Consider the following 15,922-nt stretch of genomic DNA (forward strand, 5'->3'; position numbering starts at 1 on the left):
TCCCAGGAGTTGCTACCGATGGAATTATCCTCACTGACCGCCGTTTCCCCCGTTGATGGACGCTACGGTGATAAAGTCAGCGCGCTGCGTACTATTTTCAGCGAATTTGGCCTGCTGAAATTCCGTGTGCAGGTTGAAGTACGTTGGCTGCAAAAACTGGCAGCCTGTGCAGAAATCAAGGAAGTTCCTGCTTTTGATGCCGACGCAAACGCTTTCCTCGACCAGATTGTGGCAAATTTTGATGTTAATGACGCGCAGCGCATTAAAGATATCGAAAAAACCACCAACCACGACGTCAAAGCGGTTGAGTATTTCCTGAAAGAAAAAGTGGCGGCCATCCCTGCCCTGCATGCGGTGTCTGAATTCATTCACTTCGCCTGTACCTCTGAAGACATCAATAATCTGTCCCACGCGCTGATGCTGCAAACCGCACGTCAGGACGTTGTGCTGCCTTACTGGAAGCAGATTATTGATGCCGTGAAAGATCTGGCGCACAAGTACCGTGATATTCCGCTGCTCTCCCGTACTCACGGTCAGCCAGCGACGCCATCCACTATCGGTAAAGAGCTGGCTAACGTCGCTTACCGTATGGATCGCCAGTTTAAGCAACTGCAAAATGTCGAAATCCTCGGCAAGATCAACGGCGCTGTCGGCAACTACAATGCTCACATCGTGGCGTACCCGGAAGTGAACTGGCACCAGTTTAGTGAAGAATTCGTGACTTCTCTCGGCATCACCTGGAACCCGTACACCACCCAGATCGAGCCGCATGACTACATCGCCGAACTGTTTGACTGTGTGGCGCGTTTCAACACTATTCTGATCGACTTCGACCGCGACATCTGGGGTTACATTGCCCTGAACCACTTCAAACAGCGCACCATTGCTGGCGAGATTGGTTCTTCCACCATGCCGCACAAAGTTAACCCGATCGACTTCGAAAACTCCGAAGGCAACCTAGGTCTGTCTAACGCCGTATTGCAGCATCTGGCGAGCAAACTGCCGGTTTCCCGCTGGCAGCGTGACCTGACCGACTCCACCGTGCTGCGTAACCTCGGCGTGGGTCTGGGCTATGCGCTGATCGCCTATCAGGCAACCATGAAAGGCGTCAGCAAACTGGAAGTCAACGAAGCCAATCTGGCGAACGAACTGGATCACAACTGGGAAGTGCTGGCTGAGCCAATCCAGACCGTGATGCGCCGTTACGGTATCGAAAAGCCTTACGAGAAGCTGAAAGAGCTGACCCGTGGCAAACGTGTTGACGCCGCCGGGATGCAGGCCTTTATCGATTCTCTGGAATTACCGGAAGAAGAGAAAGTCCGCCTGAAAGCCATGACACCGGGCAATTACATCGGTCGCGCAACCACTATGGTTGATGAACTGAAGTAAATTTTTCAGGTGCTGATCAAGAGGCGGCCTCAGGGTCGCCTTTTTTATGCGCTTCCTGCCAGAAGCCGTTTATAATTCGTTTAGGTTCTGTTGAGGTTTAAGCACATCTGCGTTGACCTCAGGTTGATTAAATTGTTTCTGAATCAATTACAATTGCATTCAGAATATTTAAACCCTTTTGTGCGCTGTCAGGATAAGGAATCACCATGCGAATTTTAGTCATTGAAGATAATGCACTGCTACGTCATCACCTTTCAGTTCAGTTGCGTGAAATGGGTCATCAGGTAGATGCGGCGGAAGATGCCAAAGAAGCCGACTATTTTTTGCATGAACACGCACCTGACATTGCCATTGTCGATCTGGGTCTGCCGGGCGAAGATGGATTGAGCCTGATCCGCCGCTGGCGCAGTCATCAGACCAATCTGCCCATTCTGGTGCTGACCGCCCGCGAAAGCTGGCAAGATAAAGTCGCGGTGCTGGAAGCCGGTGCTGATGACTACGTCACCAAACCCTTCCATCTTGAAGAAGTGCTGGCGCGTATGCAGGCACTGATGCGCCGTAACAGCGGCCTCGCCTCTCAGGTCATTACACTTCAACCTTTCCAGATTGATTTGTCACGCCGAGAACTGACCGTTAACGAACAGCCGATTAAACTGACTGCGTTCGAATATACGATTATCGAAACGCTGATCCGTAACGCCGGGAAAGTCGTCAGCAAAGATTCGCTGATGCTTCAGCTTTATCCCGACGCAGAACTGCGCGAAAGCCATACCGTAGACGTGCTGATGGGACGGCTGCGTAAAAAATTACAGGCCGAACATCCGGTTGATGTGATCACGACCGTCCGCGGTCAGGGTTATCGTTTCGACATCCGCCCGTAAGGGTTTGTTGCTCACCACGAAAGGACGCGTCATGAAAGGACGTACCAGGAAACCCTTCTCCCTTCGCGTCCGTTTTATGATGGCGACCGCGGCGGTCGTTCTCGCGCTGTCGCTGGCTTACGGGCTGGTGGCAGTCGTCGGATACATGGTGAGTTTCGATAAAACCGCCTACCGTTTGCTGCGCGGCGAAAGTAATCTCTTTTTCAGCCTGGCGCAGTGGCGCGACAACAAGCTGAGCATCAACGTTCCTCCTGATCTCGACCTCAATACGCCGACGCTGGTGTTTATTTACGACGCCGACGGAAAACTGCTGTGGGCCGAGCGCCGCATTCCCGAGCTGGAAGCGCATATCGATAAAGCGTGGATGAATAAACCGGGCTTCTACGAGCTGGATACCGACACACAAATCAGCAGCGAAGTGCTGGGCAATAACCCGAAAGCGCAGGATAAGCTGAAGGATTACGACGAAACCGACGCCAACGCGATGACCCACTCCATTGCGGTCAACACCTATAACGCGACGGCGCGCCTGCCGACACTAAATATTGTGGTGGTGGATACCATACCGCAGGAATTGCAACGCTCAGATCTGGTGTGGGAATGGTTCAGTTATGTGCTGCTGGCGAACTTACTGTTAGTCGTGCCGCTGCTATGGCTGGCGGCTTACTGGAGTCTGCGGCCAATCAAAGAGGTCATCCATCAGGTCGCGCAACTGGAATCTCATGAGCGGGAATTACTGGATGAAAACCCGCCCCGCGAGCTGCGCGGGCTGGTGCGTAACCTGAATATTTTGCTGCACGGCGAGCGTGGCCGTTATGACCGTTATCGCACCACGCTGGCGGATCTGACGCACAGCCTCAAAACCCCGCTGGCGGTTTTGCAATCCACCCTGCGCGCGCTGCGTAATGGTAAGCAGATGACCATCGAAGAAGCGGAACCCGTGATGCTTGAGCAAATCAGCCGTATTTCACAGCAAATTGGTTACTACCTGCATCGCGCCACATTACGCTCTGAACAGAACCTGTTGATCCGCGAAGTGCATTCCGTCCCGGCGATCCTCGACGGATTATGCTCGGCGCTGAACAAAGTTTATCAGCGCAAAGGCGTGGTGATCACCGTCGATATCTCGCCGGAAATCACCTTTGTCGGTGAGAAAAATGACTTCATGGAAGTCATGGGCAACGTGATCGATAACGCCTGTAAATACTGTCTGGAGTTTGTCGAAATCAGCGCTGTACATACCGAACATGAGCTGGTGATTTTGATTGAAGATGATGGCCCGGGCATACCCGAAAGCAAGCGTGAGGTAATTTTCCAGCGCGGTCAGCGTGCGGATACCTTGCGTCCGGGGCAAGGTCTGGGACTTTCACTGGCCAACGACATTATCGAGCAATACGACGGCAAAATTATCATCGGCGACAGCCCGCTTGGCGGCGCGAGTATGCGTGTCTGTTTCGGCCTGCAACAAGGCATCGAACTGGAGTAACGTTTACCCGACCCTATTGCCAGCAAATTTCGGCGCAATCTTAACCATAGTGCAAAATTTGCTGGCAATTGCCCAACTCAGCGGCAACACCTTCCGTTATAATCATTTACAGATAGCCCTCTTCTTTATCCACCCTCCTTTTAATGCAAGGGAAATACTATGGATTACCAACTCGACCTAGACTGGAATGATTTCCTGCAGCGTTACTGGCAAAAACGTCCTGTCGTGCTGAAACGCGGATTTAAAAATTTTGTCGACCCTATCTCGCCTGACGAACTGGCAGGACTGGCGATGGAAAATGAGGTGGACAGCCGTCTGGTAAGCAATCACGACGGTAAATGGAATGTCAGCCACGGGCCGTTTGAAAGTTACGATCATCTGGGCGAAACCGGCTGGTCGGTGCTGGTTCAGGCGGTCGATCACTGGCACGAACCGTCTTCACATCTGATGACACCGTTCCGCCATATCCCGGACTGGCGCATGGATGACCTGATGATTTCCTTCTCGGTTCCGGGCGGCGGTGTGGGTCCGCATCTGGATCAGTACGACGTCTTTATTATTCAGGGAACCGGCCGCCGTCGCTGGCGTGTGGGCGAAAAAGTCGCCATGAAACAACACTGCCCGCATCCGGATTTGCTGCAGGTTGAGCCGTTCGATGCGATTATTGATGAAGAGCTGGAGCCGGGCGATATCGTTTATATTCCGCCAGGTTTCCCGCACGACGGCTATTCGCTGGAGAACTCACTTAACTATTCAGTCGGTTTCCGTGCGCCAAATGCCCGTGAAATGGTCAGTGGTTTCGCAGATTACGTGCTTTCGCGCGAACTCGGCAGTCACCGTTACAGCGATCCGGAACTGGTTGAACGTGAAAACCCCGCCGAAGTGCAACCGGCTGAGCTGGATAAGCTGCGCGGCATGATGCTGGATCTGATTGGTAATCCGACCCACTTCAACAGCTGGTTTGGCGAGTTCATTTCCCAGTCGCGTCATGAGCTGGATCTGGCACCGCCGGAACCGCCTTATCAGGCGGGTGAAATTTATGAACTGCTGGGATCCGGTGAAACGCTGGAACGTCTGGGCGGTCTTCGCGTGCTGCGCGTGGGTAATACCTGTTATGTCAACGGCGAAGCCATGACCACGGAACATATCGGCGCAGTGGATGCCATTGCCCGCCATAAAACCGTGACCAAAGAAATGCTGGGTGATGCGCTGGAGGATCCTTCATTCCTTGCACTGCTGTCGGCGCTGGTGAACAGCGGTTACTGGTATTTTAACGACTGATATTTAAGCGCTACTTAATATTGTTATTAATACAGAATGCTTCGGCGTTCTGTATTAATTAACCAAATTAATATTTAAACTATCAATGGCTGACCTGCAAAGAATAGTTAATTGACATTAGTCAACCTCTTTTTTAAACAATATAATCAGGGAATATATTTTATTACACACACCCGGTTATTACAGGTCAGATATGTTCTTGAAACAGTTGTTTACGAAACAAAATGCGTTAACTAAAGCCCCTTCTTGTTCCAGCCATCCCCACCATAAACCTGAAGCAAAAAAAACCGAGCTTTACATAAACCGTAATATCTCACCTGAAATAACCCGCAGATTATATGATACGATTAATAACAATATAGATCGGGATATCCGAAAATTTGGTAAGTCTGCCATGAATCCGAGTATGCTGGCCGATCTCTCCCGAATGAATTATTTTATTGATAACAAAAAAATATCCGTTCCGGGCAATGAAATCCAATCTAAAATCAATTTTTCCACTCAGATTATTGAACCCAAAAATCAATGGATTCAGGAGTATATCGGATCGCTGTCTTCTTTCCTGCACCAGGGTATTTTCCCTGATTTTTTTGGTGCTGTGGATAACTGGAAGGCCAGTGATGGCAGCAAGTGGGAAATCGCTATGGTTTCTCTGGACAGAAAAAGAACTGATACCAGCTTTTATATCTCCAGCACAGGCATGATTAAGTTAATTACTCAGGCGCATATTTCAAACCTTATACTCAAAAATAACGACATTATCATGGTAGATAAAAATCGTAGCCAGTTTAACTTACAGCTCTCATTCCGGGCAGTAACCCTGCCACATAAATGTTTGGTCACCACACAAGGTAATGGCGCAGACGGCTGCCGGATGGCGCTGCACGGAATGGAGCTCCTTAAATAACAAAGGCAATGCTGTCGGGCTTTTACCGCCCGACTAAGTTATCGAAGCCGCAGCAAACGTTTGACAGGATTAAGGTTCATAGATTTGGTTTGCGTACTTATTTTCACAGCAAGGTTTTTATCTCTCAGATAATTACATGCCATTCCCACACGCTTAGGCGTACAAGGTAAAACACCACCCTGCATATAGCCTAAGGCTCTGGCACGTAATGGTGAAGCGATAAGCCCTGCATTGATGACCCGACCAACAATATCAGCACAATTCTTACCGACAGTACGAAATGATGATCCTCCTCTTTTGTGACAAATATCGTACCAGGCCGTTTTCATCGCAATTTCATTCAGATTCATTAATCCATAAATCACATCGGGTAGTCCACCTTCAGCACGAAAATCAAAACTGTAAGTTGTTGAATCGGCCCCCCCCTGAGCACTTATTTTGGAAGGGTATTTACCAAACAAGACTTTTTGATCGTTTTCAACATATGGCCACCAACTGACATAAAGGCTGGTTTCTAGAATATCTCCAATAAACATTGACGCATGCCCGGCATTCCCGCCACTCGGATACCAGATTAATACCCATGCACTATATCGTGAACCCGTTTCTGGTGTGAAGGCGCGCCTTTTCACAAAATCACGTAATTCTGTTACCGGTGTTGATTCCATTGTCTCTAATCCGTAAAGTTAAAAACGTATTTTACAGGCACGGGAAATGAGAAAATAATACAAATAATAGATATAAAATTAAGATATATTCAGACAGGTTATTTTTCACAGTAATGATTAAGGAGGGCAACGCATGGATAATAGAGGATAATAAACCAGCCTTATATTGTTAAACGTTATAACTCAAAGGCTGACCAGACTTATTTAGATTTATTTGCCGTCAGTTCCGCAATACGCATAATCACGGAGACCGCTTTTTCCATTCCCTCAAGCGTCACAAATTCATGTTTGCCGTGGAAGTTATAACCACCGGTGAAGATATTCGGGCATGGCAAACCGCGGAACGACAGTTGCGCGCCATCAGTACCGCCACGGATAGGCTTCATGATTGGCTCGATATCACAATCCTTCATCGCCTGCTGCGCCAGCGCAATAATATGCGGATGCTGTGCCACTTTGTCGCGCATGTTGTAGTAGTGATCGTCGAGCGTCACTTCGATATAGCAGTCACGATGCAACCCTTTGCCGACCAGGTGGGCGACATCAATAATTTTTTGCTTACGGGCTTCGAACTGCGTTTTGTCGAAATCACGGATGATGTAATGCATTTCTGCGCGCTCAACGTTGCCCTTAATCGTCGTCAGATGGTAGAAACCTTCGTAACCTTCTGTATGTTCTGGCGTTTCATCCGCAGGCAGCTCATTATGAAAACGCGTCGCCAGTGACAGCGCATTCACCATCACCCCTTTGGCACTGCCCGGATGCACGTTATTACCGACAATTTTTATCGTGGCCGACGCCGCGTTGAAGTTCTCAAACTCCAGCTCCCCCACTCCGCCACCGTCGACGGTATAGGCCCACTGCGCGCCAAATGCAGGAATATCAAAACTCTGCGCGCCTTTGCCGATTTCTTCATCTGGCGTGAAGGCGATACGCACGGGCCCGTGCGGAATATTGCTGTTTTTCAGCCGCACCATCGCGGTGATAATTTCCGCGATACCGGATTTATCATCAGACCCGAGCAAGGTTTTGCCGTCAGTGGTGATAATCGTGTGCCCGAGAAGCTGATGTAATACCGGGAACATAACCGGCGATAAAATTTCATCGCCATTTCCCAGCGCGATATCGCCGCCGCGATAATTTTCCACAATTTGCGGATTAACATGTTTGGCCGTGAAATCAGGCGCGGTATCCAGATGGGAAATGAAACCAATCACCGGCACTTTCCAGGCCACGTTACCTGGTAAGGTTGCCATCACGCAGCCTTTGTCGCTGAGAGTGACATCTGAAAATCCCAGTTCTGTCAGTTCATTACGCAGGGCTTGCGCCAGCTTGAGCTGCCCGTCGGTGCTGGGCGTGTGTCTGACATTGGGTTTAGATTGGGTATCGAAAGAAACATAATGAAGAAAACGATCAAGCAACTTATTCATTTGGGTATCCTCTGGCGGCTGGGTTTTATTATGCGCAGCATGAAAACCGTGAATATTGCGTCAGGTCAGTTTTCGCCAAGTTTAACGAGATATGTCTGTGGGACAGGCGCAATTTTTCGCTTTACGGCCATTAAGTCGAAAAAAAAGCCCGGTCTACGACCAGGCTTCGTCTTTTTTTGTCAGAAACTTATGCACAAACTCCGGAACGACCTGGCTCGCCAGCCCGTAATGCTTCATATCAAATTCGCTTTCAACCTGGCTTGGCTCAAGATTCAGCTCAACCGCACAGGCACCGCCAATACGCGCTTCGTGAACAAATCCGGCTGCCGGATAAACATGGCCTGATGTACCTATCGCCACAAAGAAGTCGGCTTTCGCCAGCGCGTCATAAATTTCGTCCATGCCAAAGGGCATTTCACCGAACCAGACAATGTGCGGGCGCAGCGGTGCGGGGAACTGACAGCAATGGCAGCGCTCATCGACGCTCAGGTCGCCTGGCCAGTCCAGCACCTGACCCGACTGCGTACAACGCACTTTCAGCAATTCACCATGCATATGAATAACCCGGGAACTGCCAGCGCGCTCATGCAGATTATCGATGTTCTGCGTCACCAGCAGGAAGTTGTCGCCAAGCGCTTCTTCTAGCGTGGCCAGCGCATAATGCGCGGCGTTGGGTTTGAGATCGTCGGCCTGCAACTGGCTGCGGCGTTCATTATAAAAACGCTGCACCAGCTCAGGATCGCGGCGATACCCTTCCGGCGTTGCTACATCCTCGACCCGATGTTCTTCCCACAAACCGTCTGCGGCGCGGAACGTGCGGATACCGGATTCAGCTGAAATCCCGGCACCGGTCAGCACCACCACAAAGGGCTTTTTCAGTGAAGCCGCAGCCATCGAGTCACGGTGGAAAATATTCGACCGGAACCGCTGATGGCGAATGCGCTTGTTTTTGCGAAACCGACACAGACGATGACGTGTGCGCATGAAGTGCTCCTTACTCTCTGTGTCTGATTAAAACTGCATTAAAACGACATTAATAAAAATATTACTGACCGCCGCTGAGTACACGCGCGGGATCAATTCGGCTTGCGCGACGTGCCGGATACCAGCTCGCCAGCAGACTCAGGATCAGGGCGGTGACCAGCACGCCCGCGACATCCAGCCAGTGAACTTCAGAAGGCAGGAAGTCGATAAAATAAATATCACCCGACAGGAACTGATGGCCGGTGAGCTTTTGCAAAAAGTTGACGATGTTGGTCAGCTGGAAAGCGGCTATCACGCCAATTACCACACCCGCCACGCTGCCGACCAGCCCGGCCAGTAAACCGTACCAGATGAAGACCGCGCGGATAAGCCCGTCTTTTGCGCCCAGTGTGCGCAAAATCGCAATATCGCTGCTTTTATCTTTCACCGCCATCACCAGCGTCGACACAATGTTGAAACAGGCCACGCCAATCACCAGCACCATCGCCATATACATGATGGCACGGACCATCTGGATATCGCGGTACATATAGCCGTAGGTTCCGATCCAACTACTAATGTAGACGTAAGCCTGTGTCACTTCACCTGCATCATGAACTAATTTTTGTGCCGCAAAGACATCATTCACTTTGATATCAATGCCAGTCACGCTGCTGCCCATATCCTGATATTGCTGCGCATCGGCCAGCGGCACCATGCCCAGACTGTGATCAAGCTGGCCGCTGAGTTGTAAAATCCCGGCGACCTGCAAACGAATGCGTTTTGGCTGCAACAGTTTCATTTCAGGGTCACTGTTGGGGATCATAACAGTCACCCAATCGCCCTGCTTCACGCCCACGGCATCGGCGACGCCTTTACCGAGGATCAACTGTTGCTGACCGGCTTTGAAATTCTGCCAGGCGTTGTTTTGTACAAATTTTGGTGCGGCACTGACTCGCGGTTCGCTCTGCGGATCCACACCTTTAAGCTGGATGGCGCGCAGTTTGGCACCGTGTTCGATCAGGCCATTGAACTGGATATAGGGCGCGGCGGCCACAATACCCGGCACTTTCTCCACGCGATCCAGCACGCCCTGCCAGTTATTGAACGGCTGGTTCACCGGACGGATTTCACCGTGCGGCACGACCGCCAGCACGCGCTCTTTCAGCTCGCGCTCGAATCCGTTCATGGCGCTCAGGCCAACGATCAGCACCGCCACACCCAGCGCGATCCCTAACGTCGAAATCACTGAAATCAGCGAAACCATACCGCTGCGACGGCGCCCGCGGCTAAAGCGCAGGCCAATCAATAATGAAAAAGGAATGCCAGACATTACTTCGCTCCCAGCAACATCGATTCCTGCTGCAGTTTGCCGTCACGCATTTCCAGCTGTCGCGTCAGACGGTTCGCCAGTTGCAGGTCATGAGTCACCACCAGAAACGCCGTGCCCTGACGTACATTCAGTTCTCCGAGCAATTCGAAAATGCTGTCGGCGTTGCGCTGATCGAGGTTACCGGTCGGTTCGTCGGCCAGCACCAGTGAAGGATTATTCACCAGCGCACGGGCGATGGCCACACGCTGACGTTCACCACCGGAAAGCTCGGAAGGACGGTGATTGCTGCGGTGTTGCAGTCCTACCGCTTCGAGCATCGCCAGCGCGCGCTCCTGCACTTCGGCAGATTTCTTTTTGCCAATCAGCAACGGCATCGCCACATTTTCCAGCGCGGTGAAATCCGGCAGCAAATGGTGGAACTGGTAAATAAAGCCCAGCTCACGGTTACGTAGTTCAGATTTCGCCGAAGAAGACATACTGTTCAGCGACTGACCTTTGAAAATCACTTCACCGGACGTCGGGGAATCCAGACCGCCCAGCAAATGCAGCAAGGTACTTTTGCCGGAACCCGACGTTCCGACAATCGCCATCATCTCACCTGGCTGCATGGCGAAGCTCACGTCACGCAGCACGTCGGTGTGCATCTTGCCTTCCTGATAAGTCTTACAGAGGTTTTCACACTGCAATAATAAAGAATTACTCATAACGTAAAGCCTCTGCGGGATGGGTGGCAGCAGCGCGCCAGGAAGGATAAAGCGTGGACAATAAGGCGATAGCCATGGCGACCAGCGCAATGACAACAACCTGAACCGGTTCGATATCGACCGGCAGTGACGCGCCGTCGAGCATCAGACCGATGGCCGGCATAATAGTATTCAGCTGGGTGGCGAGCACCACGCCCAGAACGGCACCGAGCAGCGCACCGATCACACCGGCACTGGCGCCCTGCACCATAAACAGCGCCATAATCTGGCGGCGGCTTAAGCCCTGTGTTTGCAAAATTGCCACTTCGGCCTGTTTCTCCATCACCAGTAAACCCAGTGACGTAATAATGTTAAACGCGGCGACGGCAACGATCAGGCTGAGCAACAGCCCCATCATATTTTTTTCCATGCGCACGGCCTGGAACAACTCACCGCGACGCTCGCGCCAGTCTTTCCAGCTGGCCCCTTCAGGCAGCTTTTGTGTGCTCAGGCTGTCGACGTCCAGCGGTTTATCGAGGAACAGACGCCAGCCGGTTACGTTGCTTTTCGGATACAGCATCAGGCGTGAGGCGTCCTGAATGTTAACCAGCATCTGGTAACCATCCACTTCACTGTTGGCTGAGAACGTGCCGATCACATTGAAGAGACGCTGGCTTGGCACACGCCCGACCGGCGTAAACTGGCTGACGCTGGTGACCATCAGACGCAATTGATCGCCGCGGCGCACTTTGAGTTGCTGCGCCAGTTGATCGCCAAGAATGATGTTGTACTGACCGGGTTGAAGTTCCTGCTGCGCAACCCCAATTAAGTATTTCGCCAGCGGATCATGCTGCGTGGGATCCACACCAAGCATCACGCCCACGGCAACGCTACCGGGGCTTTGCAGCACGACATCACCGGTGGTGAGCGGCACGGCGCGGTTAACGCTTTTCAGCGCTGTCACCTGATCATGAGTAATTTTCTGCGGATCGAGAGACCCGCCCGGTGTGGTGATTAACGCCTGAGGCATCAGACCCAGAATGTTACCTTCCAGATCTTTCTCAAAACCGTTCATCACAGACAATACGGTTACCAGCGCCATCACCCCAAGTGTGATGCCAATGGTGGATAACCAGGAGACAAACCGCCCGAAGCGGTCCGAAGCACGCCCGCGCATGTAGCGCAGACCTATAAATAACGCGACAGGTTGATACATAACATCCGTTTTAAGTGCTTGGCCGCAAATAAGTGCGTGGCGCAGACTAAAGTGATCAAGGATAATAAAGGCTAGCACCGCTTTATGGAACCACTAACCCAAAGTAATCGGTTTAACTTTGTGACTCTGTTGACGCTTTTATACCGTCAACGGGTTGACCCCGATGACACCAGCGAAGCAAGATACGGTCTGCAAATTGGCCTCCGACAGCCGCCAAAACGAGAACTCAAAACAGCCTATGCCTCAAGATTATCGTTATTCGTTGCCTGAACGTCCGGGCGACACCCGCCTGTTAGGCCAGCTTACGGGCTCCGCCTGCGCGCTGGAATGCGCCCAAATCAGTGAACGCCATACCGGTCCCGTGCTGCTGATCGCACCTGACATGCAGAATGCCCTGCGCCTGCGCGATGAAATCCAGCAGTTTACTGAAAACAAAGTCCTGAGCATTTCGGACTGGGAAACCCTGCCTTACGACAGTTTTTCCCCACATCAGGAAATCATTTCTTCGCGCCTTTCCAGTTTGTATCAGCTTCCGACTATGGAACGCGGCATCATCATTCTGCCGGTGAATACTCTGATGCAGCGCGTCTGTCCGCACGAGTTCCTGCACGGTCACGCGCTGGTGATGAAAAAAGGCCAGCAACTTTCCCGCGATAAACTGCGTGCGCAGCTGGAACAGGCGGGTTACCGCAGCGTCGATCAGGTGATGGAACACGGTGAGTTTGCTACCCGTGGTGCCCTGCTCGATTTGTATCCGATGGGCAGCGAAGAACCTTACCGCATTGATTTTTTTGATGATGAAATCGACAGTCTGCGGATTTTTGACGTGGATACCCAGCGCACGCTGAGCGAAGTCGATCACATCAATCTGCTGCCCGCACATGAATTCCCGACCGACAAAAATGCCATCGAACTGTTCCGCAGCCAGTGGCGCGAAAAGTTCGAAGTGCGTCGCGACGCCGAGCATGTTTATCAGCAGGTCAGCAAAGGCACCTTCCCGGCCGGTATCGAATACTGGCAACCGCTGTTTTTCAGTCAGCCACTGACCACGCTGTTCAGCTATCTGCCGGAAAATACGCTGGTGCTGAACACCGGCGATCTTGAAGCGGCTGCTGACCGTTTCTGGCAGGATGCCTGCCAGCGTTACGAAAGCCGCCGCGTGGACCCGATGCGTCCGCTGCTTGAACCGGAAAATCTGTGGTTGCGCGTTGATTCATTATTTGCGGAACTCAAAGAGTGGCCGCGCGTGCAACTGCGCACCGATTCACTGCCCAAAAAAGCCGCGAACACTAACCTGAGCTATGAAAAGCTGCCTGATTTATCCGTTCAGCCGCAGAATAAAGCGCCGATGGATAACCTGCGGCGCTTCAATGAATCCTTCGCGGGCAGTCTGGTTTTCTCGGTAGAAAGTGAAGGCCGCCGCGAAACGTTGCAGGATTTGCTGGCCCGCATCAAGCTGATGCCGGCATTAATTACCCGCATCGAAGAAGCCGATACCGCCGGTCGTTACATCATGATCGGCGCATGTGAACGCGGTTTTCTGGATGCAGATAAACAACTGGCGCTGATCTGCGAAAGCGACCTGCTTGGTGAACGCGTGGCGCGCCGCCGCCAGGACAGCCGCCGGTCGATTAACACCGATACGCTGATCCGCAACCTCGCCGAACTGCGCCCCGGTCAGCCGGTGGTGCATGTCGAGCACGGCGTGGGGCGTTATCTCGGACTGACCACGCTGGAAACCGGCGGTATCACCGCCGAATATCTGATCCTGACTTACGCCGGTGAAGATAAACTCTATGTGCCGGTGTCATCGCTGCACCTGATCAGCCGCTATGCCGGTGGTGCCGACGAAAGCGCGCCATTGCATAAACTGGGCGGTGAAGCCTGGTCGAAAGCACGGCAGAAAGCGGCTGAAAAAGTGCGTGATGTTGCCGCCGAACTGCTGGATATCTACGCCCAGCGCGAAGCCAAAAGCGGTTTCGCCTTCAGGCATGACAAAGAACAGTATCAGTTGTTCTGTCAGGCTTTCCCGTTTGAAACCACGCCGGATCAGGCTCAGGCAATTAATGCCGTACTGACCGATATGACGCAACCGCTGGCGATGGATCGCCTGGTTTGTGGCGATGTAGGTTTCGGAAAAACCGAAGTGGCGATGCGCGCGGCTTTCCTTGCCGTTTCCAACAACAAGCAGGTGGCGGTATTAGTCCCGACCACGCTGCTGGCACAGCAGCACTTTGATAACTTCCGCGACCGTTTTGCCAGCTGGCCGGTGCGTATCGAAATGATGTCGCGATTCCGCAGTGCCAAAGAGCAAAATGTAGTGCTGGAAGAAGCAGTGGAAGGCAAAGTTGATATCATTATCGGCACGCACAAACTGCTGCAAAGCGACCTGCGCTGGAAAGATCTCGGCCTGCTGATTGTCGATGAAGAGCACCGTTTCGGTGTGCGTCATAAAGAACGTATCAAAGCCATGCGCGCCGATGTGGATATCCTGACCCTGACCGCAACGCCTATCCCGCGTACGCTGAATATGGCGATGAGCGGTATGCGCGACCTGTCGATCATTGCCACACCGCCCGCGCGTCGTATGGCGGTCAAAACCTTTGTTCGTGAGTACGACAGCCTGGTGGTACGTGAGGCGATCCTGCGCGAAATTCTGCGCGGCGGGCAGGTGTATTATCTTTATAACGACGTCGAGAATATCGAAAAAGCCTCGCAGCGTCTGGCCGAACTGGTACCGGAAGCGCGCATTGCTATCGGGCACGGTCAGATGCGTGAACGCGACCTTGAGCGGGTGATGAATGATTTCCACCATCAGCGTTTTAACGTGCTGGTGTGTACCACCATTATCGAAACCGGTATTGATATTCCTACAGCGAATACCATCATTATCGAACGCGCCGATCACTTTGGTCTGGCGCAGCTGCACCAGCTGCGTGGCCGCGTCGGGCGTTCGCATCACCAGGCGTATGCCTATCTGCTGACGCCACCGCCGAAAGCCATGTCGGCCGATGCGCATAAGCGTCTGGAAGCCATCGCTTCGCTGGAAGATCTGGGTGCCGGTTTTGCGCTGGCGACACACGATCTGGAAATTCGTGGCGCAGGTGAGCTGCTCGGTGAAGGCCAGAGCGGACAGATGACCAGTATCGGTTTCTCGCTGTATATGGAACTGCTGGAAAACGCCGTCGAAGCGCTGAAGGAAGGCCGCGAACCGTCGCTGGAAGATTTAACCACCAGTCAGACTGAAGTCGAAATGCGTATGCCCGCGCTGCTGCCGGAAGATTTTATTCCTGACGTCAATACCCGGCTTTCGTTGTATAAGCGTATCGCCAGTGCGAAAACCGAAGGCGAGCTGGATGAACTGCGCGTCGAGCTGATCGACCGTTTCGGCACACTGCCTGACGGTGCGCGCAATCTGTTGCAGATTGCCGTGCTGCGGTTGAAAGCCAAAGAGCTGGGCATCCGTCGTATTGAAGGCAACGAGCGCGGCGGCTTTATTGAATTCGGCGATAAGAACCGCGTCGATCCGGGTTTCCTGATCGGTCTGCTGCAAAAACAGCCACAGGTTTATCGTCTCGACGGCCCGACCAAGCTGAAGTTTATGTTGGATCTGACAGACCGGCCAAAACGCCTGAAATTTGTCGGCGATATGCTGAGTGAGTTTACAGAACATCTGATCTGAGAC

Annotated in this window: 12 protein-coding genes; 6 read left to right on the plus strand and 6 right to left on the minus strand. The window is 52.3% G+C overall.

Annotated features, from left to right (window positions below; all coding sequences use genetic code 11):
- Nucleotides 1-18: 18 nt before the first annotated feature.
- The 5 genes from purB to J1778_RS07285 all read left to right on the plus strand — a co-directional run bounded on the left by purB (nt 19) and on the right by J1778_RS07285 (nt 5,944).
- Nucleotides 19-1,389: an adenylosuccinate lyase gene (purB, locus tag J1778_RS07265; RefSeq protein WP_120160658.1), complete on the plus strand. Its 1,371-nt coding sequence runs from the start codon at nt 19-21 to the stop codon at nt 1,387-1,389.
- A gap of 206 nt (nt 1,390-1,595) precedes the next feature.
- Nucleotides 1,596-2,270, plus strand: coding sequence for a two-component system response regulator PhoP (gene phoP, locus J1778_RS07270; protein ID WP_095921366.1), 675 nt, complete (start codon nt 1,596-1,598; stop codon nt 2,268-2,270).
- Nucleotides 2,271-2,301: 31 nt separating this feature from the next.
- Nucleotides 2,302-3,756, plus strand: coding sequence for a two-component system sensor histidine kinase PhoQ (phoQ, locus tag J1778_RS07275; RefSeq protein WP_217172599.1), 1,455 nt, complete (start codon nt 2,302-2,304; stop codon nt 3,754-3,756).
- A gap of 159 nt (nt 3,757-3,915) precedes the next feature.
- On the plus strand, nt 3,916-5,037 hold the full coding sequence (locus tag J1778_RS07280) for a ribosomal protein uL16 3-hydroxylase (RefSeq protein ID WP_217172600.1): 1,122 nt from the start codon (nt 3,916-3,918) through the stop codon (nt 5,035-5,037).
- Between the two features lie 193 nt (nt 5,038-5,230).
- Entirely contained in the window at nt 5,231-5,944 is a 714-nt protein-coding gene (locus J1778_RS07285; protein ID WP_217172601.1) for a hypothetical protein, read from the plus strand.
- A gap of 38 nt (nt 5,945-5,982) precedes the next feature.
- Here J1778_RS07285 and J1778_RS07290 read toward each other — a convergent pair whose 3' ends face one another.
- The 6 genes from J1778_RS07290 to lolC all read right to left on the minus strand — a co-directional run bounded on the left by J1778_RS07290 (nt 5,983) and on the right by lolC (nt 12,237).
- Nucleotides 5,983-6,612 carry a hypothetical protein gene (locus J1778_RS07290; RefSeq protein WP_217172602.1) on the minus strand — a complete coding sequence of 210 codons (630 nt, stop codon included), beginning with the start codon at nt 6,610-6,612 and terminating at the stop codon, nt 5,983-5,985.
- A gap of 200 nt (nt 6,613-6,812) precedes the next feature.
- Nucleotides 6,813-8,042 (minus strand): peptidase T, encoded by a 1,230-nt coding sequence (pepT, locus tag J1778_RS07295; RefSeq protein WP_217172603.1) that lies wholly within the window; start codon nt 8,040-8,042, stop codon nt 6,813-6,815.
- Between the two features lie 153 nt (nt 8,043-8,195).
- Nucleotides 8,196-9,026, minus strand: coding sequence for a Sir2 family NAD+-dependent deacetylase (gene cobB / locus J1778_RS07300; RefSeq protein WP_217172604.1), 831 nt, complete (start codon nt 9,024-9,026; stop codon nt 8,196-8,198).
- Between the two features lie 61 nt (nt 9,027-9,087).
- Entirely contained in the window at nt 9,088-10,338 is a 1,251-nt protein-coding gene (gene lolE, locus J1778_RS07305; RefSeq protein WP_112291102.1) for a lipoprotein-releasing ABC transporter permease subunit LolE, read from the minus strand.
- A complete protein-coding gene (gene lolD / locus J1778_RS07310; RefSeq protein ID WP_112291103.1) occupies nt 10,338-11,042 on the minus strand; it encodes a lipoprotein-releasing ABC transporter ATP-binding protein LolD in 705 nt (234 codons plus the stop codon). Before lolD ends, lolE begins: the two co-directional genes overlap by 1 nt.
- Nucleotides 11,035-12,237: a lipoprotein-releasing ABC transporter permease subunit LolC gene (lolC, locus tag J1778_RS07315; RefSeq protein ID WP_217172605.1), complete on the minus strand. Its 1,203-nt coding sequence runs from the start codon at nt 12,235-12,237 to the stop codon at nt 11,035-11,037. The genes lolD and lolC overlap by 8 nt, the downstream gene beginning before the upstream one ends.
- Before the next feature lie 238 nt (nt 12,238-12,475).
- Between lolC and mfd the strand changes: the two genes are divergently transcribed.
- Nucleotides 12,476-15,919, plus strand: a complete 3,444-nt coding sequence (gene mfd, locus J1778_RS07320; protein ID WP_217172606.1) for a transcription-repair coupling factor — start codon at nt 12,476-12,478, stop codon at nt 15,917-15,919.
- Nucleotides 15,920-15,922 lie beyond the last annotated feature (3 nt).

The sequence above is a fragment of the Rahnella bonaserana genome, assembly GCF_019049675.1.
Taxonomy (GTDB): Bacteria; Pseudomonadota; Gammaproteobacteria; order Enterobacterales; family Enterobacteriaceae; genus Rahnella; species Rahnella bonaserana.

Excerpts from the sequence above, each read along its gene's own strand:
- purB (WP_120160658.1), top strand. The coding sequence starts at position 19 with ATGGAATTATCCTCACTGACCGCCGTTTCCCCCGTTGATGGACGCTAC.
- phoP (WP_095921366.1), top strand. The coding sequence starts at position 1,596 with ATGCGAATTTTAGTCATTGAAGATAATGCACTGCTACGTCATCACCTT.
- phoQ (WP_217172599.1), top strand. The coding sequence starts at position 2,302 with ATGAAAGGACGTACCAGGAAACCCTTCTCCCTTCGCGTCCGTTTTATG.
- J1778_RS07280 (WP_217172600.1), top strand. The coding sequence starts at position 3,916 with ATGGATTACCAACTCGACCTAGACTGGAATGATTTCCTGCAGCGTTAC.
- J1778_RS07285 (WP_217172601.1), top strand. The coding sequence starts at position 5,231 with ATGTTCTTGAAACAGTTGTTTACGAAACAAAATGCGTTAACTAAAGCC.
- J1778_RS07290 (WP_217172602.1), bottom strand. The coding sequence starts at position 6,612 with ATGGAATCAACACCGGTAACAGAATTACGTGATTTTGTGAAAAGGCGC.
- pepT (WP_217172603.1), bottom strand. The coding sequence starts at position 8,042 with ATGAATAAGTTGCTTGATCGTTTTCTTCATTATGTTTCTTTCGATACC.
- cobB (WP_217172604.1), bottom strand. The coding sequence starts at position 9,026 with ATGCGCACACGTCATCGTCTGTGTCGGTTTCGCAAAAACAAGCGCATT.
- lolE (WP_112291102.1), bottom strand. The coding sequence starts at position 10,338 with ATGTCTGGCATTCCTTTTTCATTATTGATTGGCCTGCGCTTTAGCCGC.
- lolD (WP_112291103.1), bottom strand. The coding sequence starts at position 11,042 with ATGAGTAATTCTTTATTATTGCAGTGTGAAAACCTCTGTAAGACTTAT.
- lolC (WP_217172605.1), bottom strand. The coding sequence starts at position 12,237 with ATGTATCAACCTGTCGCGTTATTTATAGGTCTGCGCTACATGCGCGGG.
- mfd (WP_217172606.1), top strand. The coding sequence starts at position 12,476 with ATGCCTCAAGATTATCGTTATTCGTTGCCTGAACGTCCGGGCGACACC.